General features: G+C 33.7%; 22 protein-coding genes. 16 read left to right on the top strand and 6 right to left on the bottom strand.

Going from position 1 to position 23,815, the window contains the following annotated elements:
• Positions 1-8 precede the first annotated feature (8 nt).
• The 10 genes from uxuA (at position 9) to ACFFVB_RS13940 (ending at position 14,427) form a co-directional block, all read left to right on the top strand.
• The gene (uxuA, locus tag ACFFVB_RS13985) at positions 9-1,184 is read left to right on the top strand and encodes a mannonate dehydratase (RefSeq protein WP_382383662.1); all 1,176 of its coding nucleotides are present in this window, start codon (positions 9-11) and stop codon (positions 1,182-1,184) included.
• 1 nt (position 1,185) lies between these two features.
• A complete protein-coding gene (uxaC, locus tag ACFFVB_RS13980) occupies positions 1,186-2,601 on the top strand; it encodes a glucuronate isomerase (protein ID WP_382383660.1) in 1,416 nt (471 codons plus the stop codon).
• A 1-nt stretch (position 2,602) separates the two neighbouring features.
• Positions 2,603-3,580, top strand: a complete 978-nt coding sequence (locus ACFFVB_RS13975) for a TRAP transporter substrate-binding protein (RefSeq protein WP_382383658.1) — start codon at positions 2,603-2,605, stop codon at positions 3,578-3,580.
• Between the two features lies 1 nt (position 3,581).
• Complete coding sequence (locus ACFFVB_RS13970) at positions 3,582-4,070, top strand: TRAP transporter small permease (protein WP_382383656.1); 489 nt, start codon at positions 3,582-3,584, stop codon at positions 4,068-4,070.
• A gap of 2 nt (positions 4,071-4,072) precedes the next feature.
• Positions 4,073-5,377 carry a TRAP transporter large permease gene (locus tag ACFFVB_RS13965; RefSeq protein ID WP_382383654.1) on the top strand — a complete coding sequence of 435 codons (1,305 nt, stop codon included), beginning with the start codon at positions 4,073-4,075 and terminating at the stop codon, positions 5,375-5,377.
• Between the two features lie 710 nt (positions 5,378-6,087).
• Entirely contained in the window at positions 6,088-9,096 is a 3,009-nt protein-coding gene (locus tag ACFFVB_RS13960) for a SusC/RagA family TonB-linked outer membrane protein (RefSeq protein ID WP_382383653.1), read from the top strand.
• Positions 9,097-9,108: 12 nt separating this feature from the next.
• A complete protein-coding gene (locus ACFFVB_RS13955; RefSeq protein ID WP_382383651.1) occupies positions 9,109-10,725 on the top strand; it encodes a RagB/SusD family nutrient uptake outer membrane protein in 1,617 nt (538 codons plus the stop codon).
• A 212-nt stretch (positions 10,726-10,937) separates the two neighbouring features.
• Positions 10,938-11,645 (top strand): FadR/GntR family transcriptional regulator, encoded by a 708-nt coding sequence (locus ACFFVB_RS13950; RefSeq protein ID WP_382383650.1) that lies wholly within the window; start codon positions 10,938-10,940, stop codon positions 11,643-11,645.
• A gap of 331 nt (positions 11,646-11,976) precedes the next feature.
• Positions 11,977-13,239, top strand: a complete 1,263-nt coding sequence (locus ACFFVB_RS13945) for an NRAMP family divalent metal transporter (protein WP_382383648.1) — start codon at positions 11,977-11,979, stop codon at positions 13,237-13,239.
• Positions 13,240-13,332: 93 nt separating this feature from the next.
• Positions 13,333-14,427, top strand: a complete 1,095-nt coding sequence (locus ACFFVB_RS13940) for a type I phosphomannose isomerase catalytic subunit (RefSeq protein WP_382383647.1) — start codon at positions 13,333-13,335, stop codon at positions 14,425-14,427.
• Positions 14,428-14,614: 187 nt separating this feature from the next.
• On the opposite strand, the gene ACFFVB_RS13935 is transcribed toward ACFFVB_RS13940, so the two are convergent.
• The 3 genes from ACFFVB_RS13935 to recF are packed head-to-tail and all read right to left on the bottom strand — an operon-like array spanning position 14,615 to position 16,424.
• Positions 14,615-14,911, bottom strand: coding sequence for a DciA family protein (locus ACFFVB_RS13935; protein WP_382383646.1), 297 nt, complete (start codon positions 14,909-14,911; stop codon positions 14,615-14,617).
• Between the two features lie 2 nt (positions 14,912-14,913).
• Positions 14,914-15,327 (bottom strand): hypothetical protein, encoded by a 414-nt coding sequence (locus ACFFVB_RS13930; protein ID WP_382383644.1) that lies wholly within the window; start codon positions 15,325-15,327, stop codon positions 14,914-14,916.
• Between the two features lie 11 nt (positions 15,328-15,338).
• Entirely contained in the window at positions 15,339-16,424 is a 1,086-nt protein-coding gene (recF, locus tag ACFFVB_RS13925; protein ID WP_382383643.1) for a DNA replication/repair protein RecF, read from the bottom strand.
• A 129-nt stretch (positions 16,425-16,553) separates the two neighbouring features.
• Between recF and ACFFVB_RS13920 the strand changes: the two genes are divergently transcribed.
• On the top strand, positions 16,554-17,342 hold the full coding sequence (locus tag ACFFVB_RS13920; protein WP_382383641.1) for a YfgM family protein: 789 nt from the start codon (positions 16,554-16,556) through the stop codon (positions 17,340-17,342).
• Between the two features lie 6 nt (positions 17,343-17,348).
• Complete coding sequence (ribH, locus tag ACFFVB_RS13915; protein WP_382383639.1) at positions 17,349-17,834, top strand: 6,7-dimethyl-8-ribityllumazine synthase; 486 nt, start codon at positions 17,349-17,351, stop codon at positions 17,832-17,834.
• Between the two features lie 59 nt (positions 17,835-17,893).
• Here the strand turns inward: ribH and ACFFVB_RS13910 are convergent, their stop codons facing one another.
• Complete coding sequence (locus tag ACFFVB_RS13910; RefSeq protein ID WP_382383638.1) at positions 17,894-19,237, bottom strand: serine hydrolase domain-containing protein; 1,344 nt, start codon at positions 19,235-19,237, stop codon at positions 17,894-17,896.
• A gap of 198 nt (positions 19,238-19,435) precedes the next feature.
• On the opposite strand from ACFFVB_RS13910, the gene ACFFVB_RS13905 reads away from it, so the two are divergent.
• The 3 genes from ACFFVB_RS13905 to ACFFVB_RS13895 all read left to right on the top strand — a co-directional run bounded on the left by ACFFVB_RS13905 (position 19,436) and on the right by ACFFVB_RS13895 (position 20,810).
• Positions 19,436-19,990, top strand: coding sequence for a YeeE/YedE family protein (locus ACFFVB_RS13905; protein ID WP_382383636.1), 555 nt, complete (start codon positions 19,436-19,438; stop codon positions 19,988-19,990).
• A 4-nt stretch (positions 19,991-19,994) separates the two neighbouring features.
• Positions 19,995-20,408: a YeeE/YedE family protein gene (locus ACFFVB_RS13900; RefSeq protein WP_382383635.1), complete on the top strand. Its 414-nt coding sequence runs from the start codon at positions 19,995-19,997 to the stop codon at positions 20,406-20,408.
• Positions 20,409-20,471: 63 nt separating this feature from the next.
• A complete protein-coding gene (locus ACFFVB_RS13895) occupies positions 20,472-20,810 on the top strand; it encodes a DUF4870 domain-containing protein (RefSeq protein WP_382383633.1) in 339 nt (112 codons plus the stop codon).
• 71 nt (positions 20,811-20,881) lie between these two features.
• On the opposite strand, the gene ACFFVB_RS13890 is transcribed toward ACFFVB_RS13895, so the two are convergent.
• Positions 20,882-22,015, bottom strand: coding sequence for a histidine decarboxylase (locus ACFFVB_RS13890; RefSeq protein ID WP_382383632.1), 1,134 nt, complete (start codon positions 22,013-22,015; stop codon positions 20,882-20,884).
• Between the two features lie 153 nt (positions 22,016-22,168).
• Between ACFFVB_RS13890 and ACFFVB_RS13885 the strand changes: the two genes are divergently transcribed.
• On the top strand, positions 22,169-22,627 hold the full coding sequence (locus tag ACFFVB_RS13885) for an Lrp/AsnC family transcriptional regulator (RefSeq protein WP_382383631.1): 459 nt from the start codon (positions 22,169-22,171) through the stop codon (positions 22,625-22,627).
• 48 nt (positions 22,628-22,675) lie between these two features.
• On the opposite strand, the gene dnaN is transcribed toward ACFFVB_RS13885, so the two are convergent.
• A complete protein-coding gene (gene dnaN / locus ACFFVB_RS13880; RefSeq protein WP_382383630.1) occupies positions 22,676-23,794 on the bottom strand; it encodes a DNA polymerase III subunit beta in 1,119 nt (372 codons plus the stop codon).
• Positions 23,795-23,815: the final 21 nt, after the last annotated feature.

Here is a 23,815-nt window from a genome sequence, read left to right as displayed (position 1 = left end):
GTAATAGTATGGAACAAACATGGAGATGGTACGGACCAAAAGATCCGGTAACCTTAGCAGATATAAAACAAGCAGGTGCAACAGGAATTGTATCGGCATTGCATCACATTCCTAACGGTACCGTTTGGAATACAGCAGATATTTTAGAACGTAAAAAAACTATTGAACAGGCAGGATTAACATGGAGTGTGGTAGAAAGTATTCCTGTTCATGAAACGATAAAAACCCGTTCTGGAGAATTTCAGAACTATATTGAAAATTATAAGCAGAGTATTCAAAATTTAGCAGCTTGTGGCATCCACATCGTATGTTATAATTTTATGCCTGTATTAGATTGGACGCGTACCGATTTAAGTTACGAAGTAGCCGATGGCTCTCGTGCCTTACGTTTTGATGCGGCTGCTTTTGCTGCGTTCGAATTGTTTTTATTGAAACGTCCAGGTGCAGAATCTACATATACTGAAACAGAGAAAGACACAGCAAAACGTTATTTTGAAGCCATGACGGAAGCCGACAAAACACAGTTGGTAAACAATATTATTGCAGGATTACCAGGTGCAGAAGAAGGCTATACGTTAGAGCAGTTCCAAACGGTTTTAGATACGTATGCAGATGTCGATGCCCATGCATTAAAGGCAAATTTAGTGGCTTTTTTAAAGGAAATTATTCCTATTGCTTCACAAAATGAAGTGCTTATGTGTATCCATCCAGACGATCCACCATTTCCGATTTTAGGACTTCCACGTGTGGTAAGTACCGAAGCAGATTATGCCTATTTGTTCGAGCAAGTTCCAAATAGAGCTAACGGAATTACATTTTGTACCGGTTCATTAGGTGTTATTGCATCTAACGATTTGGTTCAGATTTTTAAACGTTTTGCAGACCGAGCTCATTTTATTCATTTAAGAAGTACCGAGCGTGATGCTGCTGGAAATTTCCATGAAGCCAATCATTTAGAAGGCGATGTACCCATGTATGATGTGGTAAAAGCCATTGTTTTAGAAGAACGTAGACGTAAAGCTGAAGGCAAAAAGGACTGGAACATTCCAATGCGTCCTGATCATGGTCACCAGATGTTAGATGATTTAAATAAGAAAACAAATCCAGGCTATTCAGGAATTGGACGTTTAAGAGGGCTTGCGGAATTACGTGGACTAGAATTTGGAATCTCTAAAAGTATTTAAAATGAAGCCAATTGATTCTGAAGGATTTATTAAAGATAATTTTTTACTGAACTCTAAAGCAGCCGAGGTATTATATCACGACTATGCTAAAGATATGCCGATTATTGATTATCACAATCATTTATCGGCTAAACAAATTACTGAAGATAAACCTATTGAAAACCTTACCGATGCTTGGTTGCAAGGCGACCATTACAAATGGCGCGGTATGCGAGCAAATGGTATCGATGAGGATTTTATTACAGGATCAGCTTCAAAAGCAGATAAGTTTAAAAAATGGGCAGAAACGGTGCCTTATACCTTAAGGAACCCGTTGTTTCATTGGACACATCTAGAATTAAAACGCTATTTCGATATCGATTTGGTGTTGCAACCTAGTACTGCTGAAACCATTTACGAGCAAGCAAATAAAATTCTAGTAGATAAAACACCGGCTCAACTTTTAGAGCAAATGAATGTGGAGGTAGTGTGTACAACAGACGATCCTACAGACGATTTAGCGTATCATAAACAAATTGCTAAAGCCGATTTTTTTACGAAAGTCTACCCGACGTTTAGAGCAGATGAATTATTCTTTATTGGTCAGGATAAGTTTTCTGGATATTTGAAAAAGTTAGAAATAGCTTCAAAAACGGAGATCACTAATTTTTCGGAATTTATTGCAGCGATTGATTCCAGACTAACGTATTTCAATGAAAATGGTTGCCGATTATCAGATTTTGGTGTTGGTGAAGCTTTGTCTATAGAAGATTGTACGTTAGAAGACGCATCAGTCATTTTTAAAAAACGATTAGATTCAGAATCACTTTCAGCTTTAGAAATCAATAAATACAGATCGTTTTTATTCATTTATTTAGCAAAACAATATCATAAGTTAGATTGGGCTCAGCAATATCATTTAGGACCCATTCGAAACAATAATAGTCGTTTAGTGGAGCAAGTGGGCTTAGATGCGGGTTGCGATTCTATAGGCGATTTTCCGATGGCAGAATTTATGTCGAAGTTATTTAATACCTTAAATACAACCGATCAATTAGCTAAGACCATTACTTATAATTTAAATCCGTCGCAAAACGAAGTATTCGCTACTATGATGGGAAATTTTCAAACTGGAGGGACACCAGGCAAAATGCAATGGGGTTCTGGTTGGTGGTTCTTAGACCAAAAAGATGGGATGGAAAAGCAGTTAAATACGCTTTCTAATATGGGACTACTAAGTCGTTTTGTTGGGATGTTAACAGATAGTAGAAGCTTCTTGTCGTTTCCTAGACATGAATATTTTAGACGCATTTTATGCGATATTCTTGCAGAGGATTTAAATAAAGGCTTAGTGCCAAACGATATAGAATTTTTGGGAACTATGGTTCAAAATATTTGTTACCATAATGCCGTAAACTATTTTAATTTCAAAAAATAATATGAAACTAAAATTATTAATATGCATTTTAAGCGTAGTTTGTTTGCAATCTTGTAGACAAAAAAGCGAGGTAAAAACCTTCTTTATATCGCATAATGCACAGCAGTCTCACCCAGTGCATCAGGGTATAGAGAAACTTCAAGAAGTGTTAGAAGAAAAATCTAATGGGAAATTAGTTGTTAAGATTTTTCCAGATGCCCAATTGGGATCGGAACGAGAAGTTTTAGAATTACTTCAAATTGGAAGTGTTGCTATTGCTAAAGTTAGCGCAGCAACTTTATCTAATTTTGTACCCGAGTATAATGTTTTAGCCGTTCCCTATGTTTTTAGAGACAAGGCACATAAGTTTAGTGTGTTAGAAGGTCCTGTGGGAAAAGAAATCCTTGAAAAAGGAAGTGATTTTTGGTTGCGAGGCTTGTGTTATTACGATGCGGGAAGTAGAAGTTTTTATACTAAAACAAAAGCAATTAGAACACCAGATGACTTAAAAGGATTAAAAATCCGTGTTATGAACGACCAGATGTCTATAAACATGGTCAATGCTTTAGGCGGTTCGGCAACACCAATGGCGTATGGCGAATTATACACAGCCATTCAGCAAGGCGTTGTAGATGGTGCAGAAAATAATGCGCCATCGTTTGTGTCTTCTAATCATTACGAAGTGAGTAAATACTACACTTTAGATGAACATTCATCCATTCCAGATGTGTTGGTTATAAGCACCAAATGGTGGGATACTTTAACGGCAGAAGAGCAACAATGGTTGCAAGAAGCGGCAGATGCATCAGCTGAAGCACAAAAAGAATATTGGAGACTGTCGGTTTTAGAATCTATGAAAATTGCGAAAGAATCTGGTGTTGAAATTATCATTCCAGACAAGTCGTTATTTGCAGATAAAACAGAATCTGTTATGGAAACTTTCGAAGCCGATTACCCAGAATTATCACCTCTTGTAAACCGAATAAAAGCCGTTGAATAATATGAAAATAGATACCCTTTTTACACGGATAGAAAATGCTATGGCAAAAATTCTTGTCGTTATTTTCGGATTATTAGTTTTAGATGTGCTTTGGCAAGTGTTTTCACGCTATGTTTTAAAAATGTCTTTTTCGTTTACAGAAGAATTCGCAAGATTTTCATTAATATGGTTATCCATTTTAGGAGCAGCGTATTTAAATGCAAAACGCGAACATTTATCAATGGACTTTTTATACAGAAAATGGTCTGCTGAAACTCAGAAAAAAGCATCAGTAGCCATAGAGGTTCTGGTCTTCTTATTTGCAGGAATAGTGATGGTAATTGGAGGTTTTAATTTAGTATACATCACCCTTCATTTAAATCAGTTATCAGGAACATTAAGAATTCCGCTAGGATACATTTATATGATTTTACCAATTAGTGGTTTAATTATTATGATGTTTTCTGTGTACCACATTTCAGGATTATTAACCAATAAAATTCGCGATTAATTATGAGTATAGAACTAATTAGTATTCTCGTTTTATTTATAACTTTTTTCGCTTTATTAATGTTAAAAGTGCCAGTCGCGTATAGCATTGGTATTTCGACAACTTTAAGTTTACTTTTAAATATTGATAGATTACCAGGTATTACAACCATTGCCCAACGTATGATTACGGGGATAGATAGTTTTGCATTACTAGCGATTCCGTTTTTTGTGCTCGCCGGAGAAATTATGAAGCGTGGAGGTATAGCTAACAGATTGATAAATTTTGCAAAGTCTATTGTTGCAAGTTTGCCGGGAGGTTTGGCCTATGTAAATGTATTGGCATCCATGTTATTTGGTGCCATTTCAGGATCTGCTATTGCTGCAACCTCTGCAATTGGAAGTATTATGACAGATCGTATGGAAGAAGAAGGGTACCCGAGGTCGTTTAGTGCGTCGGTAAATATTACGTCTTCAACTACAGGATTATTAATTCCGCCAAGTAATATTTTAATTGTTTATGCCTTGGCAAGTGGAGGATCGGCTTCTGTTGCAGCTTTATTTATCGCAGGATATGTTCCTGGTATTTTATTAGGGTTAGCTATAATGGGGTATGTTGCTTATGTGGCTATTAAAAAAGATTTTTTAAGAGGAGAACGTGCTCCAATTAGCGAAATTTGGGGCTATTTTAAAAAGGCGTTTTTTAGCTTACTTTTATTAGTAGTTGTGGTTGGTGGAATTGTTGCTGGTATTTTTACAGCTACAGAAGCTTCTGTAATTGCCGTATTATACGCAGCCATTTTAGCTTTAGTTTATAAGGATATTAATGTAAAAGATTTTCCAGATGTTTTACTAACAAGTGCAAAAACAACAGCAGTTGTTATGTTTTTAATTTGCACATCTATGGCGATGTCTTGGTTGTTTTCTTTTGAAAGCATTCCTGCTCTAATGAGCGATTTTTTACTGAATCAGTTTAGTAATCCATTTGTTATTTTCTTTATTATAAATATCATTCTACTAATTGTAGGAACGTTTATGGACATCACGCCAGCAGTATTAATATTCACGCCTATTTTCTTACCAGTGGTAACAGAATTGGGTATGGATCCTGTTCATTTTGGAATTGTAATGGTGCTTAATTTATGTATTGGTTTATGTACACCGCCTGTAGGAACTATTTTGTTTGTAGGTAGTGGAGTCGCCAACATATCGGTATCTGAAGTGATAAAACCTTTAATACCATTTTTAATCATCATGATTATTGTATTAATGATGGTGTGTTATATTCCAGAAATATCAATGTTTTTACCACGATTATTTGATTTATAATAATATTTAAAGCGAAGACGTTATATCCCCTAATTATTTTAACGTCTTCAAATTTTATAAAGTCTGCTCAATCCACCTCTTATATTTACTAAATATTAGAGGTGGATTTATTATTTAAAATATATATCCCAATTCGAATACTTTAAATATTAAAAAAGAAACGTCTTGTTGGTGTATTACACCGCTCTATCCGAACTAAAAATTAGCACAATATCAAGTTATTTATGGATTTAAGTGTTGAAATTATGTATTCCCAAATCCGTGTTAAATGTTAACAAAAAAGGCCCAAATCTTTAATGTATAGAAGTATAAGGAGTGATGATTTATTTTTTTAAACAAAAAAGAATAGGCCCCTTTTTGTCCAAAAATAGGGGGTAGTTTGCTGTAATACGAAGGGAATTTATCCTAATTTTACTTATAATTACGTATGCTTTTTTTGCTCGAAAACGTTTGATTTGTTGGGTTTCTTAATGTTTATGGCAACACACTACGTAGTGTACTTGTCCTATAATGTGTATAATAGTAATTATTAAGGTGTATAATTATTGATTATTTTTTTTTCAGGTCAAATTTTATTATTTCTACAATTTTTTGTGCATTTAACATTTTAATAACATATATTAGCACTATCAAACTGGTAAACCAGTGTAAACAGCCAGTTTGGTAAACCAAAAATTAATAATTCATTTATTAACCAAAACAAATTACAAATGAAATTAAGAACTAAACTAATTTTAATGTTAGGATTGATTTTCAATCTATCATTATTTGCACAGGATGGATATCAGTTATCCGGTACTGTAACTGATTCTGGCAACATGCCCGTCCCGGGTGTAAATGTAGTGATCGACAAAACGACTACAGGAGCTGCTACGGATTTCGATGGAAATTTCCAATTGAATGTAAAACGTGGTGATGTTTTACATTTTTCTTATTTAGGTTATGTTAAACAATCTATTACAATTACAGATCAAACAAATCTTAATGTAGTATTGCAGGAAGATGCAAGTGAACTTGATGAAGTAGTTGTAGTTGGATATGGTACTCGTAAAAAGAGTGATATTACTGGAGCTGTATCTTCTGTTAAAACAGACGAGTTAACAGCGTATCCAACATCAAATGCAGAACAAGCGCTTCAAGGACGTGCGGCAGGTGTTGTTGTACAGTCTAATAACGGAGGTGAGCCAGGAGCTCCTATAGCTATTAAAGTAAGGGGTAATTCTTCTATTGGAGCAAGTAGTGATCCACTTATAGTAGTAGACGGATTTGTTGGGGCATCTATGCCACAAGCAGACGATATCGCTTCTATGGAAGTTTTAAAGGATGCATCTGCAACAGCTATCTACGGATCTAGAGGATCTGGAGGGGTTATTTTAGTAACAACTAAAAAAGGTAAATCTGGAAGATTAAGTGTAGAAATTAATACAACGTACTCTATTCAGAATACATCTAATAGATTAGACTTGTTAGATGCAAATCAATTTGCAGAATATCAGCAGTCTTTTAACCCTGGATATGTTCAAGGTACTGAGAATACAGATTGGCAAGATGAGATTTATACAACTGGTAATATCTCTAACAATCAAGCTTCATTTTCTGGAGGTAGCGATAAAATAAACTTTTATTCTTCAATTAACTATTTCACTCAAGATGGTATTGTTGTAAATTCTGGATTTGAAAAATTCACATTTTTAAACAATGTTGATGCTCAAATAACTGACAAGTTAACTTTAGGTATGAACCTTTTTGGAAGTAGAAGTACTAAAGATGGGATCTCTACACAATCTTCAGGAGAAGATGCTATTGCTAGTGTAAATGGAGGTGGAGACGACGTTGTGTCTCTTGCAATGAGATTTACTCCAGATAGAGGGATATACGATTCTAACGGTAATTTTACACAAAACTCTGTAGGGGATGGTATTGAAAACCCTTACGCAGTTGCAAATGAAATCGTAAACGAAACGAAGTCTGATGCTTTTAGATCTAACTTATATGCAAGTTACGATATCTTAGAAAATTTAAATTTCAAAACTACTTTTGGTTTTAGTACAACAAACGAAAATGTTGGATATTTTAAACCTCAAACGTTCCAATTATCTACTGGAGGAGCAAGTATTGCAACTTTAAAAAGAACTAACATATTAAGTGAGAATTATTTATCTTATAATCTTGAAATTGGAAAAGGACAATTATCTGCTTTAGCAGGATATTCTTACCAAAAAGTAACTAACGAAAGATTCGCAGCAAGTACACAAGATTTATTATCAGATGATTTCCTTTGGTATAATTTAGGTGCAGGTACGATCCAAAATAGAAAAATTACTTCTTCATGGTCAGAATCTGAAATTCAATCACAATTTGGTAGATTAAATTACGATTGGGACGATAAGTATTTAATTACTGGTACAGTAAGACGTGATGGAGCTTCTAACTTTGCTGAAAATAATAAATATGCTATTTTCCCTTCTGGAGCATTAGGTTGGAAAATTTCTAACGAAGACTTCTTAAAAGATAGCAACTCAATTTCTAGTCTTAAATTAAGAGCGAGTTACGGTTTAACTGGTAACCAAGCAATTTCTCCTTACCAATCTTTAGCTTTATTAGCTATTACAGAGGGTACAGAAGTAGATGCAGCGCCTTCTTTCTCAGTTTCTCAAGAAGCTAATCCTGATTTAGTATGGGAAACTTCTTACCAAACAAACATTGGTGTAGATTTAGGGATGTATAATAATAGAATTAACTTTTCATTCGACTATTATAATATAGACACTAAAGATCTTTTATTAGAAGTATCAACTATTCCTTCTTACACAGGAGCAACAAACTTAAGAGTTTTCCAAAATGTTGGAGAAATTAACAATAAAGGTTTTGAAGTTGTATTAAGTACAAGAAATATTGTTACAGATGACTTTACATGGAGTACAGATTTTAACTGGTCTTCTAACAAGACAGAAGTTGTAAGCTTATTTAACGGTGCAGATATTATTGATGGTGCAGCTCCTGGATATTTCTCAGGAAAAGATACATATATCTTAAGAGAAGGTGAGCCTGTTGGAATGTTCTGGGGACATGAATACACTGGTGTTTATCAAGGAGGAGATGTACCTGAAGGTTCTGCTTTAAAAGGTTCTTACAGAGAAGCTGGAGATCCATTATTCCAAGATGTTAACGGAGACGGTACTATCGATACTAATGATGAGCAAATAATTGGAGATCCTAATCCAGACTGGAACTTCGGACTTACAAACACGTTTAGATATAAAAATATCGATTTAAATATTTTCTTCCAAGGTTCTTATGGTGGTGAAATATTAAACCTTACAAATGTGCAGTTGTATAATGGAGATTCTAACGCTTTAACAGATGTGTTAAATGCATGGACTCCAGAAAATTCAACATCTAATTTACCATCTAACAAAACTAGAGATAGAGAAATTTCTTCTCGTTTTGTTGAAGACGGAAGTTATGTAAGATTAAAAAACTTATCTATAGGGTATACATTCCCCCAAGATATTGTTGAAAAAATTGGGATGGATAACTTAAGATTAGCTTTTAGTGGTCAAAACTTATTAACCTTCACAAAATACTCTGGTTTAGATCCAGAAGCAAGTTATTTTGGAGGTAGTACTACTGCTACAACTAATGCTGTTCAAGGTCATGACTTTGGTAATTACCCAACGATTAGATCTTTTAGTTTAAGTCTTAATTTAAAATTTTAAAAAAAAACAAATATGAAAACATATAAGTTTATAGTAGCCTTATTAGGGCTATCAATATTAGGATGTTCCGATTTAGAGGAAACTCCAATTACAGAATTGCAGCCTGATGAATTTTTATCTAATCCAACATTATCTCAGGTAGAAGGATTTGTTTCTGGAGCTTACACTCATATGCACCATAGAAACTTTTTATCAAGAGAGATGGCACAAGCACTTGAATTTAGAAGTGATATGACTGCTATTGGTAGAACAGGAAATGCTGAAAGAACAGATATGGATAACTTTACCGTATCTTCTAACAACGCTTTAATTATGGGTAACAATGGTTTCTGGCCAAAAGTGTACCAAATTATTCGTTCTGCAAATGATGGAATTAAATATGGTTCTGGTTTAACAGAAACAGATGAAAGCACAAAAAACGAAGTAATTGCTAGAGCGCGTTTTGCAAGAGGTTTAGCTTATTATCATTTAGTAAGACAATTTGGAGATATTCCTTTTATAGATGAAAATACAGCTACAATTGACGCTGTTAGTGCTCCTAGAACTCCTGCTTCAGAAGTTTATGAAAGTATAATAGCAGATTTTGAGTATGCTAAAGAATGGTTGCCAAACACACAACCTACAAGAGCTTTACCTGCTAAATCGGCAGCAAGTGCTTACTTAGCTTCAGTACATTTAACTTTAGAGAATTGGCAATTAGCTTACGACGAAGCTAAAGATGTTATCAATAAAAAAGGAACTTATAATTTGGATCTAGAACCAGATTTTCAAGATTTATACGATGCTGTTAAAATTGATAATTCTTTAGAACCAATATTTGTATTAGATTTTACAGGAATTACAAATGGTGACCAAGGTAGAAATTACCAAGAACCAATGACGGGTAGTAGATCAGATTCGCAATACTTACCAGAAATCTCTGAAGCAGGTTGGTCTGTTCAGGTTCCTGCACTTAAAGTATATACGACTTGGGATGAGAATGATTACAGAAGAGCAGTTTCTTTTGATGATACAATGGTTCTGAATGCTAACCCTGATGGAACAGGAGGAACTCGTATTCCTTATACAAATTATGTAGAATCAGGTGCATCTTTAAGTGTTAACCGTCCGCATATTGCTAAGTATACACGTATGGCAAGTAAGGCACCAGTTTCTGAAACTAATGGTAGAGGAGCGAAGTCTAACTATTGTTTAATGCGTTATGCTGAAGTATTATTAATTGCTGCTGAAGCTGGTAATGAAATTGGACAAACAACTGAAGCAGAAGGGTATTTAAACCAAGTAAGAGAAAGAGCAAGAAGAGGTGGAGTTACTAATGGATTTGTTGCTAGTGCGTCTCCTGCAGATGTTTCTGGAACGTCTCAATCAGATTTCAGATTTATCGTTTTAGAAGAGCGTAGATTAGAACTTGCTTTCGAATTTAAAAGATGGTACGACATTACAAGAAGAGAAATGTGGAATGCGCCTTACGACGTATTTGGATCTAACGGATTAGAATCTGAAGTATCTACAGAATCTGGAGTTGGACCTGGGCCTAAATCATTTGACGCTAGTCGTGATGCTTTAATGCCAATACCTTTCGATGAGATTATAATAAACCCAAATTTAGTTCAGAACCCTGGGTACTAATTATATCAAATATTAGACATAGAATTTAAACATTAGATATAATTTAAATTAGTTTTATTAAATACTGGTCTAAGGTTTTAGGCCAGTATTTTTTTTAGAACTACATTATCTAAGACTATGGATTAAGAGGTTTTTCTGCCTCCGAAATATATTTTATCAAACAAACTAATCTAAAACCATGATTAAATATTTAATTAGTCAGACTCATTATAATGAAATATGAAACAACTAAAATAAAAGACAACCCAGAAATTCAAAATATTATAATATCTCAAATTAAAGATTTCATCAACTTAAAAAATCTGGAATTAGGAGATAAATTACCTTCACAGCGTGTATTATCAGAAAAATTTAATGTAAGTAGACGACATGTTGGAGAAGCTATAGAAAAATTAGAATTTTATGGCGTTCTAAAATCAGTTCCACAGTCTGGAACATTTGTAGAAAATATTGGTATAACAGCCTTAAATGGTATTATTGAAGATATTATAGCATTAGATAAGCAAGATTTTAAATCTCTAGTAGAAACGCGTTTAATGTTAGAAACTAAAACAGCGTGTTTAGCAACCATTCGAAGAACGGAAGAAGATTTAGAGAATATAGAAACAGCTCTAAATAATTACAAAGTTAAAGTTTTAAATAGAGAAGATGCTTTAGAAGAAGATTTACTGTTCCATTTGGCAATAGCCAAAGCAAGTGGAAATAGTACAATTAATGCCTTAATGCTTCAAATTACACCTAAGATTATTTCTGTTTTAGAAGATACACGTGTTTGTGGTGTAGAAGAACGACTCAAAGAACTTCAAAATCATGAAGCTATTTATAGTGCTATTTTAAATCAGGATACAGAGCTCGCGGTGAAAGTAATGAAAGTTCATTTTGAAATGCTTATTGCATTCTGTGATAATTTTGAAAAATAATTAAAAAGGGAAACTTAATCTTATAAGTTTTCCTTTTTTTATGTACGATTCTAATCTATTACTATTTTTAATTAACCAGTAATTAATCCGCTATTTTATGATGTCTTTAGCATATTCTATAGCCTCTTTTTGTGATTTATTTCCTAAATTTGAGAGGTTCAATACGACTTCATTATGCTAAATTAAGAGTCAAAAGATCGTTTAATAATTGTCCTAAATATTCTGAATAGTCAGGAGTTTTAAATTTAGGAGATATGCTTTTGATATTTAGACAAATAGTGTTTAAAAATTGCTCCAATCAAACATTCTAAATTTAAAATAACCGAATTATATGTCATCAGAAAAATTATCACGTTTAGGTAAGTTTCAAAAAGGATTAAAAGATTTTGGACCGGCCTTTTTTATTATAGGTTATGTTGTGGGAACCGGAAGTGTGACTTCCATGGTCGTTTCCGGAGCAAATTACGGACTAAGCCTGTCTTGGGCCTTACTGCTTTCTTGTTTTTTTACCTATTTTCTTCTTATATCGATTAGTAAATTAACCATCGTTTCAGGAAATACCTTAATGTATAATTTTAAAAAAGCATTTGGGAAACCTGTAACTATTTTTATAATAACCGCTTTAGTGGTTTCCATTGTGTCTTCTGTTATTGGAGTTATGGGCGTAGTTGCAGAAGTAGCTATGGAATGGATCTCGGTAAGAACATCGATATCGTTTCTTAATGCTCCAATTGTAGCAATTTTCTTTACCTGTCTTTTAGTCGCTCTGTTTTGGACAGGAAAGCATGAGAATTTTATAAAAGCCATGAGTGCGATGGTTGGTTTTATGGCTCTTTCTTTTATAGCTACCAGTATTATGGTGGTTAAAGAAACAGGAACTAATTTAGGCGATTTTTTCCCTGAATTACCTCAAGGTGATAATTCGGGTCTTGTAATTGCAGGAATTGTTGGAACTACAATGGCGGGTGTGTGTTTGGCATCTCGAAGTATTTTGGTACAAGAACAAAAATGGGGAATCGAACATTTAAAAACTGAAAATAGAGATGCAATGTCGTCTATGGTTCTTACATTTTTAATAAGTCTAGCTATAATGATTAGTGCGACTGGAACCTTATACTTTCAAGGGATTAAAGTTGTAGATGCCACGGATATGATGAGTGCATTAGGACCTTGGGCTGGAGATTTCGCTTTAACATTATTTACTTTAGGAATTATCGGAGCTGGACTATCGTCAATATTTCCGAACCTTTTATTATTTCCTTGGTTAATTGCAGATTATACCAATACGAAGCGTGATATGAAAAAACCACTATTTAAATTTTTGGTGGTTTTAGTTGCTTTAACTGGAATAATCGTACCATTTTTTGGAGGAAAACCAGTTTGGATTTTAATCGCATCTCAAGCTTTAAGTCCGTTTATTATGCCTTTAATCACATTATTTTTAATTATTTTATTGAATAGAACAGACGTTATGAAAACTTATAAAACGAGTTTATGGATGAACATCGCTTTAGGGGCAACATTAATTTTTAACTTCTATATGTTGTATGTCGCACTTAATGGGTTTTTAGGTTTTATAAAAACAGGAATTTAATATCATATAAATTTTATAAAGGGGACAGTAATTATTTTTAGTCTTGGATAGCCTTTTATATGACAACTTTACGAATAAGAAAATCACGAGAACATGAATAAAGATTTAGAAAAATACGCACATATTCCTTTAAAACAACTTAACAATAGAGTTTGGAGAACGTATGAAGGTGGTGCTTTGATTGATAGATGGAAAAAAACGTCTCCTGAAATTGATGGCGCTATGCCTGAAGAATGGATTATGTCTACCGTTACAGCACGTGGAAATAACAGACCTGAAGATGAAGGTTTGTCGTTAATAGAAACTGAAGACGGAACCTTAGCTCTAAAAGAGTTAATTAATTCTAATGTAGAATTATATTTAGGTAAGGCATTAGCCGATAAATTTGGAACGACAGGAGTGCTAATTAAAATGTTAGACTCCAAAGAGCGTTTAACAGTACAAGTGCACCCAGATAAAGAATATGCTAAAACTGTATTTAATTCTGAATTTGGTAAAACAGAATCTTGGTACGTTTTAAATACTCGTGAGATAGATGGCGAAAAGCCTGTTGTTTATATGGGATTTAAAAAACATGTAACAAGAGCAGAATGGCGATTGCATTTCGAGAATCAGAATATTCAAGGGATGTTAGATTGTCTTCATAAAATTGAAGTAAAACCAGGAGATGCCTTTATGATTTATGGAGGTGTACCACATGCTATTGGTAGTGGTTGCTTTTTAATGGAAGTTCAAGAGCCTACAGATTATACGATGCGCGTCGAGAAAACAACCCCAAATGGTTTAACCATCGGACCAGAACTAATTCATCAAGGTGTAGGTGAAGAAAAAATGTTAGAATGTTTTCATTACGATAATTATACACTAGATGAAGCATTAGAAGCTTGGAAAATAACTCCTGAAGTACTTGAGAGTTCGAGTGAATTTACCTTAAGAACGTTGTTTAATAAGAAACATACCAATTGTTTCGGTTTAAGTGAATTGTTATTAGATGGTACGCATACCATTAAAGGAAATTCATGCTTTTATGCAGCCGTTATATACTCTGGAGAGGGGACAATGATTTGCAATAACAAAGAATACACGTTTAGTCAAGGTGATGAAATATTTATTTCGGCCGCGATCTCAGAAATCACGTTTGTGTCTAAAGAACCTTCAAAAATATTACTGTGTTATCCTCCAAATTAGTCAAACACCGAGTATAAAACGATATTGGAATAATATATTTAAATCAAAAAAAACACTGTTAATCGCTAGATTAACAGTGTTTTTTTTGATTAACAGAATTAAATTACAAGATGTTAAGTTGTTGTTTCATAGGATTTTAACTGTTTTGTTAAAGAAATAAAGACCTAGAGTATGAGTTCTATTAATCTTATCTCAATATTAATTTCTTAACGACATCTTTACCTAATTCTTCATTAATCATCGTTATTATTTTCTCTTTTCCGTAGCTTAATTCTTCGCGCAATACGCTCGAACTTAATTGTACATACAAGGTGTCGCGTTCCAAACTTATTTCCGTGGTGTAGTTATTAACGCCATTTCCCATAAGAGATGTCCAAGCATCACGCACGTTTACTTTGTCTAAACCTTTTTCTAATCTATTGGTTTCTACAAACTCTTTTAAAACGTCTGATATACTTAAATTTTCGTTGTTTCTTTTTGCCATAATTATAAGTTTAAAGGAATATATCGTTTGTAAATATATACGTTTTGATGCTGATTAACGACTTTAAAACGATCGTTATTTAATTCAATTATGGTTTCTTTCCAATCAGAAAAAGAGGTGTGATATTGGACTTTTATACTGTCGTTTTCGGTGATAATTTTTATCTGTTCCTTGGTGGTTACAGGCGTGTAATTGTTATCTGCATCTGTCTTCATTTTTTGTCGGTATCCCACAAGACTATCTGTCAATGTTATAAAATCTATGGTTTCATTTATTTTATAAACATGAGAGGTACCGTCGGCTAGAATAACTTCTTCAATTTCCCAATAGCCGTTTAAATTAGAAAGCTCTATTTCGGGTTTGCTTGCACAGCTACTTAAAAGTATAAAGCTAAAAATGACAATAAGTTGTTTCATAAGATTTGAATTTATGTTCCGATATTAAAAATTTGATACGATTGATGTACTTGTTTTACGGCATTTTCGGTGCGGTCTGCATGAGTGTCGCTTATAAATAACTGACCAAAATTAGAGTCGTCTACTAACTTAATAATTTGTCCAACCCGTTGTTCGTCTAACTTGTCAAAAATATCATCCAATAATAAAATTGGATTTACGCCACTTTGTGCTTTAATAAAGTCGAATTGTGCTAATTTTAAAGCGATTAAAAATGATTTTTGTTGCCCTTGGCTTCCGAATTTTTTAATCGGATGACCATCAATTTCAAATAATAAATCATCTTTATGTATTCCAGTCGAGGTGTATTGTACAGCTCTATCTTTAGCTAAATTCTGCTCCAAAAGTTGTTTTAAATCACCATCAAATAAATCACTTTTATAATTTAATTCTACGGGTTCCTGATTATTACTAATCACTTTATGTCGTGATTTAAAAATCGGAACAAAAACATCTAAAAATGCTTTTCGCTTTTCAAAGATAATTGCGCCTAAATCGTTTAATTGTTCATTGTAAACCTCTAAAGTGTCTTTATTAAATGTGTGATTTAATGCGAAATATTTTAATAAGGCATTACGTTGGGAAACCGTTTTATTATAATTAATAAGGTCGTTTAAATAGTTTTTATCACTTTGAGAAATCACACTGTCTAAAAACTTCCGCCGCGTTTCACTTCCTTCAATAATTAAATCACGATCTGCAGGCGAAATAATAACCAAAGGGATAAAACCAATGTGGTCGCTAAATTTCTCGTATGCTTTTGCGTTGCGTTTAATTACCTTTTTTTGTCCGCTTTTTAAACTCACCACAATTTTTTCAATAGTGTCATGTTTTTCAAAATCACCATGAACCACAAAAAAATCTTCATTATGTCTAATATTTTGCGATGCAATGGGGTTGAAATAACTTTTTCCGAAGGATAAATGATAAATTGCGTCTAAAATGTTGGTTTTTCCCACTCCATTCTGTCCAACAAAACAATTTATTTTGTCGTCGAATTCAAAAGATTCACTTTCAAAATTTTTGTAATTAATTAGAGATAAGGATTTTAGAATCATAAAAGGGATAATGTGCGTTTATTTGAAATCTGCTATTAGAAGGACTCGCAAATTATTGAAAAATAACAAATAAATAACCTTTTATTTCTGCAGAAATATTTTATTTTTGCGCGGAATAATATAGAATTTATGGCAACTTATAAAAAGAGAGGTTACAAACCAACCGAAAAATCAGAAGTAGACAACGATATTGAAAATTTTGACAACGTTGAAGAAAGCTCAACAACCGCAGAAGTTTTTAATACGTTAGACGAAACCGCTTCTAAAACTGAGGATTGGGTAGCTAACAATCAAAAATATATTTTTGTAATAATAGGTGTAGTTGCGGCACTTGTTTTAGGATATTTAGGATATAACGAATTTGTTGCGCAACCAAAAGAGAGCGAAGCAATGAACGATATGTCTCAAGCTAAAATTTATTTTAACGAGGCTGTAAACGGGACCGATAAAGATTCTCTTTATACTTTGGCTTTAAATGGAGGTGAAGGTAAATACGGTATGTTAGATATTATTGAGAACCATGGTGGTACTCCTGCTGCTAATATTGCAGAATATTATGCAGGTATGGCTTACTTAAACTTAAAAGATTATAGTAAAGCAATTGAATATTTAGGAGATTTTTCTAGTGAAGATGAAGCTTTAGCACCTTTAGCAAAAGGAGCAATAGGAGATGCATTTGTACAATTAAATCAATTGGATGATGCTTTAGATTACTACAAGCAAGCTGCTGATATCCGTACGAATGAATTTACGACTCCAATGTATTTAAATAAAGCAGGTTTAATTGCTTTAGAATTAGGAAAACCTTCTGATGCTTTAAAGTACTTTAAAACAATCAAAAATGAATATCCTTCTTCAACAGAGGCAACAACTATAGATGTATTTATAGGTAAAGCTGAAGTTTTAGCAAGCAAATAAAATAAGATGGCAACAGCTAATCATAATTTATCAGAATACGATAAAACAGCAATCCCAGACGCGAGTAATTTTCGGTTTGGGATTGTTGTTTCCGAATGGAACGATACCATTACCGAAGGCCTTTACAAAGGTGCTTACGATGCGCTAATTGAAAACGGTGTAGACGAACATAATATTAAGCGTTGGAATGTACCTGGAAGTTTTGAATTGATTTACGGAAGTAAAAAGATGCAAGAACAAATGGTGGATGCCGTTATTGCTATTGGTTGTGTGATTCAAGGAGAAACAAAACATTTCGATTTTGTTTGCGAAGGGGTCACTCAAGGTATTAAAGACTTAAACGTAATTAACGATGTTCCTGTTATTTTCTGTGTATTAACCGATAATAACCAACAACAATCTATAGATCGTTCTGGTGGTATTCACGGTAATAAAGGTACAGAAGCGGCTGTGGCGGCCATTAAAATGGCAGACCTACGTAACAATTCGTAACCATAATATAATTATACGTTTTAAAATATATAAAACTCTCTACTTCGGTAGGGAGTTTTTTAGTTTATAGCGTTAAGGATTTCCGATAAAAAGGTGTTGTAGCTAAACAGTGGGTCTTCTATCAGTCCAAAGCGCACTATTACGATGTCCTTAGAAGGAATAATACTCACTTGCTGACCTTGGTATCCATTACAAGAAAATAAGTCTTTAGGAACATCTGGATAACGTCCGCCTGCATTTAACCAAAATTGAGCGCCATAAATCCCGTCGGAAGTGTTGGTAGGTGTTTTGGTGTAATCTACCCAGTCTTTTGTTAAAATTTGTTCGCCATTCCAATTACCATTATGTAAGTATAATAATCCGAATTTGCTCCAATCTCTTGCGGTGGCCCAACCGTAGGAAGATCCTACAAAATGACCTTTTAAATCGGTTTCTATCGTCATAGAATGCATTCCAATTTTATCGATTAATTCGGTATACCAAAAATCTAAATACTCTTGATCTGTTTTAAATTGATTTCTGATGAACCCAGAGATTAAATTTGTGGTTCCAGACGAATAATTCCAGCTGTGGCCAGGGACGCCTTCTAATTTCTTTTCTCGAGGTATTTTAGGCATATCTTCTTTTAAAAAAAGCATTTTTGTCACATCGGAAATGTTATTATAATCTTCTTCCCAAGCCAAGCCACTATTCATTTGTAGGAGATTATTTAAGGTGATGTTTGCACGATCGTCATTTTCCCATTCTGGAAACAAATGGGATTGACTTTTACTTACACGACCTTGTTTTTCTAAAATCCCAATCACAGCACTTGTGATGCTTTTAGTCATAGACCATCCTAAGATTTTAGAATCTTTATTAAAATCGTCAGCATATTTTTCGGCAATAATTTGGTCTTTGTAAACCACGACTACGGCTCTTGTCCGTTTTAATTTTTCATCGTCAATATCGAATGCGTTGGTTATGGCTTCATCTAAAATAGTATAATCAATATTAGAGAAAACAGTATCTTTCTGAGGCAAATTGCCATAAGGGAATGGTAGGTTTTTAGGTGTTTTATTTCTATTAGGTTGCTCTAATAAAGTCGTGTGGTCTGAGCCTTCAGGTACTAAAACACATCCTAAACCTTCTTTGTAAACTGCGGTTCTGGCTTTTAATCCAAATACTGTGGAGGTAACCGATTTATTCTCGAAATTGATGGTGTTAGTCGCTAAGTCGATCGGAGAGAAGTCATTGTCTTGAGCTTCTATAGAGGCTAACGATCTATCGGCTAAAAAGGTGCAAGAACATACGCTTTTTGAAGCAAACCCGGTGATAAAATTTAACTTCGGGTAATTTAAGTAGATTACGCCGACTAACCCCATTAGAATTAATAGGCTGAGAATTTTAATAAATTTTTTCATGCAGGTCTATATGTTTGCGAGTTAGCAATTTAATAGATTTATTGCTTTTTCACGATATGGATAATGGAAATAATTTTTTTATTCAATTAATAAAGGTGTAACCTATGTTACAATTGAAACTTTATGTTACGCCTATATTTGTTAACTCGTAACAAGATTACTTAAATCTATTGCGGTTTAATCACTAAATATTTAAATATGGATTTTATTTTTCACCCGTGGCATTGGTTTATTTCGGGATTTTTAATTGCACTTTTTATGCTAGTACTCTTGCTTTTGGGTAAAGGTTTTGGAATGTCGTCTAACCTTCGTGCCTTTTGTAGCATTTGTGGTGGTGGTAAATACAGTTCTTTTTTTAACTACAATTGGAAAAAAGACAGTTGGAATTTATTTATAGTTATCGGTGCTATGTTGGGAGGATATGTCGCTTCTCATTATCTATCTAATGGCGAAATGCCTGAGATTAGCGAATCTACTAGATTGGCGCTTCAAGATTTAAATTTTTCTAGTGTGAATAGTTATTTGCCAAACGAAATTTATTCTATTGAAGCATTATCGGATGTGAAAACTTGGCTGATTTTAATTTCCGGCGGACTCTTAATTGGGTTTGGAGCGCGGTATGCGGGAGGTTGTACTTCTGGTCATGCGATTTCCGGATTAAGTAATTTACAGCTACCGTCTTTAATTGCGGTTATAGGCTTCTTTATTGGAGGTTTATTTATGGTTCATGTATTATTCCCTTTTATATTTTAAGAAGATGAAAAAAGTATTATATATCCTTTTAGGATTAGTTTTTGGTGTGGTTATGTATAAATCTGAAGCCGCCTCGTGGTTTCGTATTTACGAAATGTTTAGGTTCGAATCGTTCCATATGTATGGTATAATCGGTACGGCTTTAGTATTCGGAATTATATTTATTCAGGGTATAAAACGGTTTAAGATTAAGACGTTTAGTGGAGAGCCTATTATTATAGCAGATAAAGAAAAGTCGATTTCTAGATATTTAATTGGCGGAATTATTTTTGGTTTAGGTTGGGCGCTTGCTGGTGCTTGTCCAGGACCCATTTTTGTATTGGTAGGTGCAGGGTATATTCCGGTAATTATTGTTTTAATATCAGCTGTTTTAGGTACGTTTATTTATGGTTTATTGAGAGATAAGTTGCCTCATTAAAAAGGAGTTGTAACAAATCATGTTGTTTGTCGTCTTATTAGTATGAACGAAATTAGAAACATAATGAGAGAAGACAAACAGCTTTTAATTCTTACGCATTTAAGTCAGTTAGCAACCCTTGCTTTGGGGTTTGGGAGTTTATTAATTCCTTTAGTTTTATGGCTTATGCAAAAAGATAAAGTGGTTGGAATGGATGCAGAAGGTAAAAAGATTATAAACTTTCAAATTAGTTTAGTGATTTACTTTATTATCTGTATACCGTTAATCTTATTACTCGGACTTGGTTTTTTAGGCTTTCTCTTTTTAGGTATTATAAGTGTTATTTTTCCTATTTTAAATGCCATTAAAGTGAGTAACGGAGAACCGTCGACATATCCTTTATCTTTGCATTTTATTAGTTAAAAATTTTTAAAGATAAAAACGGAAAACGCCCATGAGAATGGGCGTTTTTTTAAGTTTATATATTTTTGAAATTAGGCCAATACAGCTTCTGTTTCAGTAGGAATATCGTGTAGTTCTGTTTTTAAATCCGCTAAGAACGCATCAATCTGTCCAAAAGTTATTCCCGGAATACAGATTATGTGAGCGATATCTTCCTGAGATGCTAACTGATATTTTTTACAAATACGGGTGCTAGGTGTAGGGAAAACAACCGTTAAGCCTTCGTTATTTCGCCATGCTGGAACGCCTAATAAATTCAGTTTATGTTCTGTGTAAGCGGCAACATCTTGACACGCTTTAACACGTTCTCTTAATCCTTTATGGTCGTGTTTTTTTATGAAATCCCATATAAATAATGGTGTTAATCCATTTCTAGATCCTGTAATTGTGGTGTCCATAGTACCAACGTAAGATACCGAATGTGCGATACGATCTCTGTGTTGTCGTTTTACTAAAACAGCTCCACAAGGAATCGGGCTTCCAATAAATTTATGTCCTGAAATTGAAATACTATCAATACCCTCTGCAAAATCGAATTTTGGTTTCGCATCTATATAAGGTGCAATAGTTCCTAAAAAAGCAGCATCACAATGGATGTAATAATCCTTAATCGCATATTTTTTAATAATACGTTTTATTTCATCTATTTTATCAACGGCCTCAGTCATTGTTGTACCGATATTCAAAAAGAAAATGGCTGGTTTATCACGACGATAAGAAATCGTTTGTTCTAAATCTTCATAGTCCATTTCTCCATTCTCTTGAGAACGAATCACGATGTTAGGAATATTCAATAAGTGTAAGTTCTTTTTAACACTGTAATGTGTGCTTTCGCTATAATACACCATGGCATTAGGGAAACTTTCTCTAGCCACATATAATCCATATAAATTACCTTCTGTACCACCATTAGTAATATAACCCCAAACATCTTTGTTGTTGCTAGAAAGCATCTCTGCAAAGAATGAAATACACTTACGCTCGATGTCTTTAGTATCGATTGCAAATGTTGAAGGGCTTTCTGGGTCGCCAACATTATTAATGCAGATATCAAGGAATGGAGCATAGTCGCTATAAGAGAAGTCTTTAGCTACAGGATACCCTAAAAAAGATTCAGAATGTGCTTTAATTCTATCGTAAACGGCTTGTGTTTCTGGTGTGTTCATATCTTAAATATTTCTACTACAAAGATATTATTTAATATATTTGTTTTATTAAATATCAATTATTTGAAAAATTATGCTTCTAAAGTGTGTTTGTGTAGAAATTATTTCTTCTTATGATTGTGATTTATTAACCTTTTAGAAATTCTTACCAATATGAAGTTAGACGACATAGATTATATGCTTATTGAAGCGCTACAAAAAGACAGTAAACAGTCGATAAAACAACTTGCCGAGGGTGTTAACCTATCGATAACACCGGTACACGAACGTATAAAAAAGTTAGAAGCCTCTGGAATTATAAACGGTTATACGGCAATTATAGATTATAGTAAATTAGGAAAAACCTTGGTTGTGTATTGCCAAGTGACATTAACCACACATCAAGACGAGCCGTTCCGTAATTTTGAAGCATATGTTAATACGTTAGACGATGTTATTGAAGCCAATTATATCGCAGGAACCTACGATGTATTATTGAAAATTTTACTGAATGATATGAACGAATATCAGGAGTTTATTTTAAAACGATTTTCTAAAATGACGATCGTATCTCACATTCAAAGTTCGTTTGTAATTAAGAATATAAAGGATGGAAAAAACAAAGTCATGTAAATTCTAGGAATCTACATGACTTGAATATATTTTAATATAAATAGTGTATTAACTGTTTAGCATCACTGGCATAACAAGCATAGTAACTTGTTCGCCTTCGTCTAAGCCATCTATTGGTGTTAAAATACCAGCACGATTAGGTAAACTCATTTCTAGTTGTACATCGTCGGCATTTAAGTTGTTTAACATTTCAGTTAAAAAACGAGAGTTGAAACCAATTTGCATATCGTCTCCTTGGTAATCACAAGTTAAACGCTCTTCGGCTTTGTTGCTGTAATCTATATCTTCGGCAGAGATGTTTAATTCTGCTCCTGCAATTTTTAATCGGATTTGGTGCGTTGTTTTGTTCGAGAAAATACTAACACGCTTTACAGAGCTTAAAAACTGACTTCTTGCAATGGTCAATTTGTTCGGATTTTCTTTAGGAATAACGGCTTCGTAATTCGGATATTTTCCATCGATTAAACGACAGATTAACTCCACATTATCAAACGTGAATTTTGCATTCGAGTCGTTATATTCTACAATAACATCATCTTCGCTTCCTGCTAAAATTCCTTTTAATAAATTTAAAGGTTTTTTAGGCATGATGAATTCTGCAACTTCAGAAGCAGAAACATCTTCACGTGTATATTTTACTAATTTATGAGCATCTGTAGCGACAAAGGTTAAGCCTTCTGTAGAGAATTGAAAAAACACACCACTCATTACTGGGCGTAAATCGTCGTTTCCTGCAGCGAAAATCGTTTTGCTAATTGCCGTTGCTAAAATATCTCCAACAATAGTCGTTGTACTTGGCTTATCTAAAGATACAGCTTTAGGGAATTCATTTCCGTTAGCGTATGCAAGTGCATATTTACCATGGTTAGAACTGATTTCAATAGTGTTATTGTCTTCAATAATAAACGTTAAAGGTTGCTCAGGGAACGTTTTTAAAGTATCTAAAAGTAAACGCGCTGGAATAGCCACACTACCTTCACTTTCGCTTTCTACTTCTAAAGTCGAAGACATAGTCGTTTCTAAATCACTAGCAGAAACAATAAGTTGCGAACTGCTTAATTCAAAAAGAAAATTATCTAAAATAGGTAAAGTGTTCGAACTGTTAATTACGCCTCCTAGAACTTGTAATTGCTTTAATAAATAGGTGCTTGATACTATAAATTTCATCTGTATCTAAATAAGATTATT

Origin of the sequence: Formosa undariae (assembly GCF_042427615.1) — a bacterium.
In the GTDB taxonomy this organism is placed as follows: Bacteria; Bacteroidota; Bacteroidia; order Flavobacteriales; family Flavobacteriaceae; genus Formosa; species Formosa undariae.
This window is presented reverse-complemented; position numbering and strand designations above follow the sequence as displayed.

Excerpts from the sequence above, each read along its gene's own strand:
- uxuA (WP_382383662.1), top strand. The coding sequence starts at position 9 with ATGGAACAAACATGGAGATGGTACGGACCAAAAGATCCGGTAACCTTA.
- uxaC (WP_382383660.1), top strand. The coding sequence starts at position 1,186 with ATGAAGCCAATTGATTCTGAAGGATTTATTAAAGATAATTTTTTACTG.
- ACFFVB_RS13975 (WP_382383658.1), top strand. The coding sequence starts at position 2,603 with ATGAAACTAAAATTATTAATATGCATTTTAAGCGTAGTTTGTTTGCAA.
- ACFFVB_RS13970 (WP_382383656.1), top strand. The coding sequence starts at position 3,582 with ATGAAAATAGATACCCTTTTTACACGGATAGAAAATGCTATGGCAAAA.
- ACFFVB_RS13965 (WP_382383654.1), top strand. The coding sequence starts at position 4,073 with ATGAGTATAGAACTAATTAGTATTCTCGTTTTATTTATAACTTTTTTC.
- ACFFVB_RS13960 (WP_382383653.1), top strand. The coding sequence starts at position 6,088 with ATGAAATTAAGAACTAAACTAATTTTAATGTTAGGATTGATTTTCAAT.
- ACFFVB_RS13955 (WP_382383651.1), top strand. The coding sequence starts at position 9,109 with ATGAAAACATATAAGTTTATAGTAGCCTTATTAGGGCTATCAATATTA.
- ACFFVB_RS13950 (WP_382383650.1), top strand. The coding sequence starts at position 10,938 with ATGAAATATGAAACAACTAAAATAAAAGACAACCCAGAAATTCAAAAT.
- ACFFVB_RS13945 (WP_382383648.1), top strand. The coding sequence starts at position 11,977 with ATGTCATCAGAAAAATTATCACGTTTAGGTAAGTTTCAAAAAGGATTA.
- ACFFVB_RS13940 (WP_382383647.1), top strand. The coding sequence starts at position 13,333 with ATGAATAAAGATTTAGAAAAATACGCACATATTCCTTTAAAACAACTT.
- ACFFVB_RS13935 (WP_382383646.1), bottom strand. The coding sequence starts at position 14,911 with ATGGCAAAAAGAAACAACGAAAATTTAAGTATATCAGACGTTTTAAAA.
- ACFFVB_RS13930 (WP_382383644.1), bottom strand. The coding sequence starts at position 15,327 with ATGAAACAACTTATTGTCATTTTTAGCTTTATACTTTTAAGTAGCTGT.
- recF (WP_382383643.1), bottom strand. The coding sequence starts at position 16,424 with ATGATTCTAAAATCCTTATCTCTAATTAATTACAAAAATTTTGAAAGT.
- ACFFVB_RS13920 (WP_382383641.1), top strand. The coding sequence starts at position 16,554 with ATGGCAACTTATAAAAAGAGAGGTTACAAACCAACCGAAAAATCAGAA.
- ribH (WP_382383639.1), top strand. The coding sequence starts at position 17,349 with ATGGCAACAGCTAATCATAATTTATCAGAATACGATAAAACAGCAATC.
- ACFFVB_RS13910 (WP_382383638.1), bottom strand. The coding sequence starts at position 19,237 with ATGAAAAAATTTATTAAAATTCTCAGCCTATTAATTCTAATGGGGTTA.
- ACFFVB_RS13905 (WP_382383636.1), top strand. The coding sequence starts at position 19,436 with ATGGATTTTATTTTTCACCCGTGGCATTGGTTTATTTCGGGATTTTTA.
- ACFFVB_RS13900 (WP_382383635.1), top strand. The coding sequence starts at position 19,995 with ATGAAAAAAGTATTATATATCCTTTTAGGATTAGTTTTTGGTGTGGTT.
- ACFFVB_RS13895 (WP_382383633.1), top strand. The coding sequence starts at position 20,472 with ATGAGAGAAGACAAACAGCTTTTAATTCTTACGCATTTAAGTCAGTTA.
- ACFFVB_RS13890 (WP_382383632.1), bottom strand. The coding sequence starts at position 22,015 with ATGAACACACCAGAAACACAAGCCGTTTACGATAGAATTAAAGCACAT.
- ACFFVB_RS13885 (WP_382383631.1), top strand. The coding sequence starts at position 22,169 with ATGAAGTTAGACGACATAGATTATATGCTTATTGAAGCGCTACAAAAA.
- dnaN (WP_382383630.1), bottom strand. The coding sequence starts at position 23,794 with ATGAAATTTATAGTATCAAGCACCTATTTATTAAAGCAATTACAAGTT.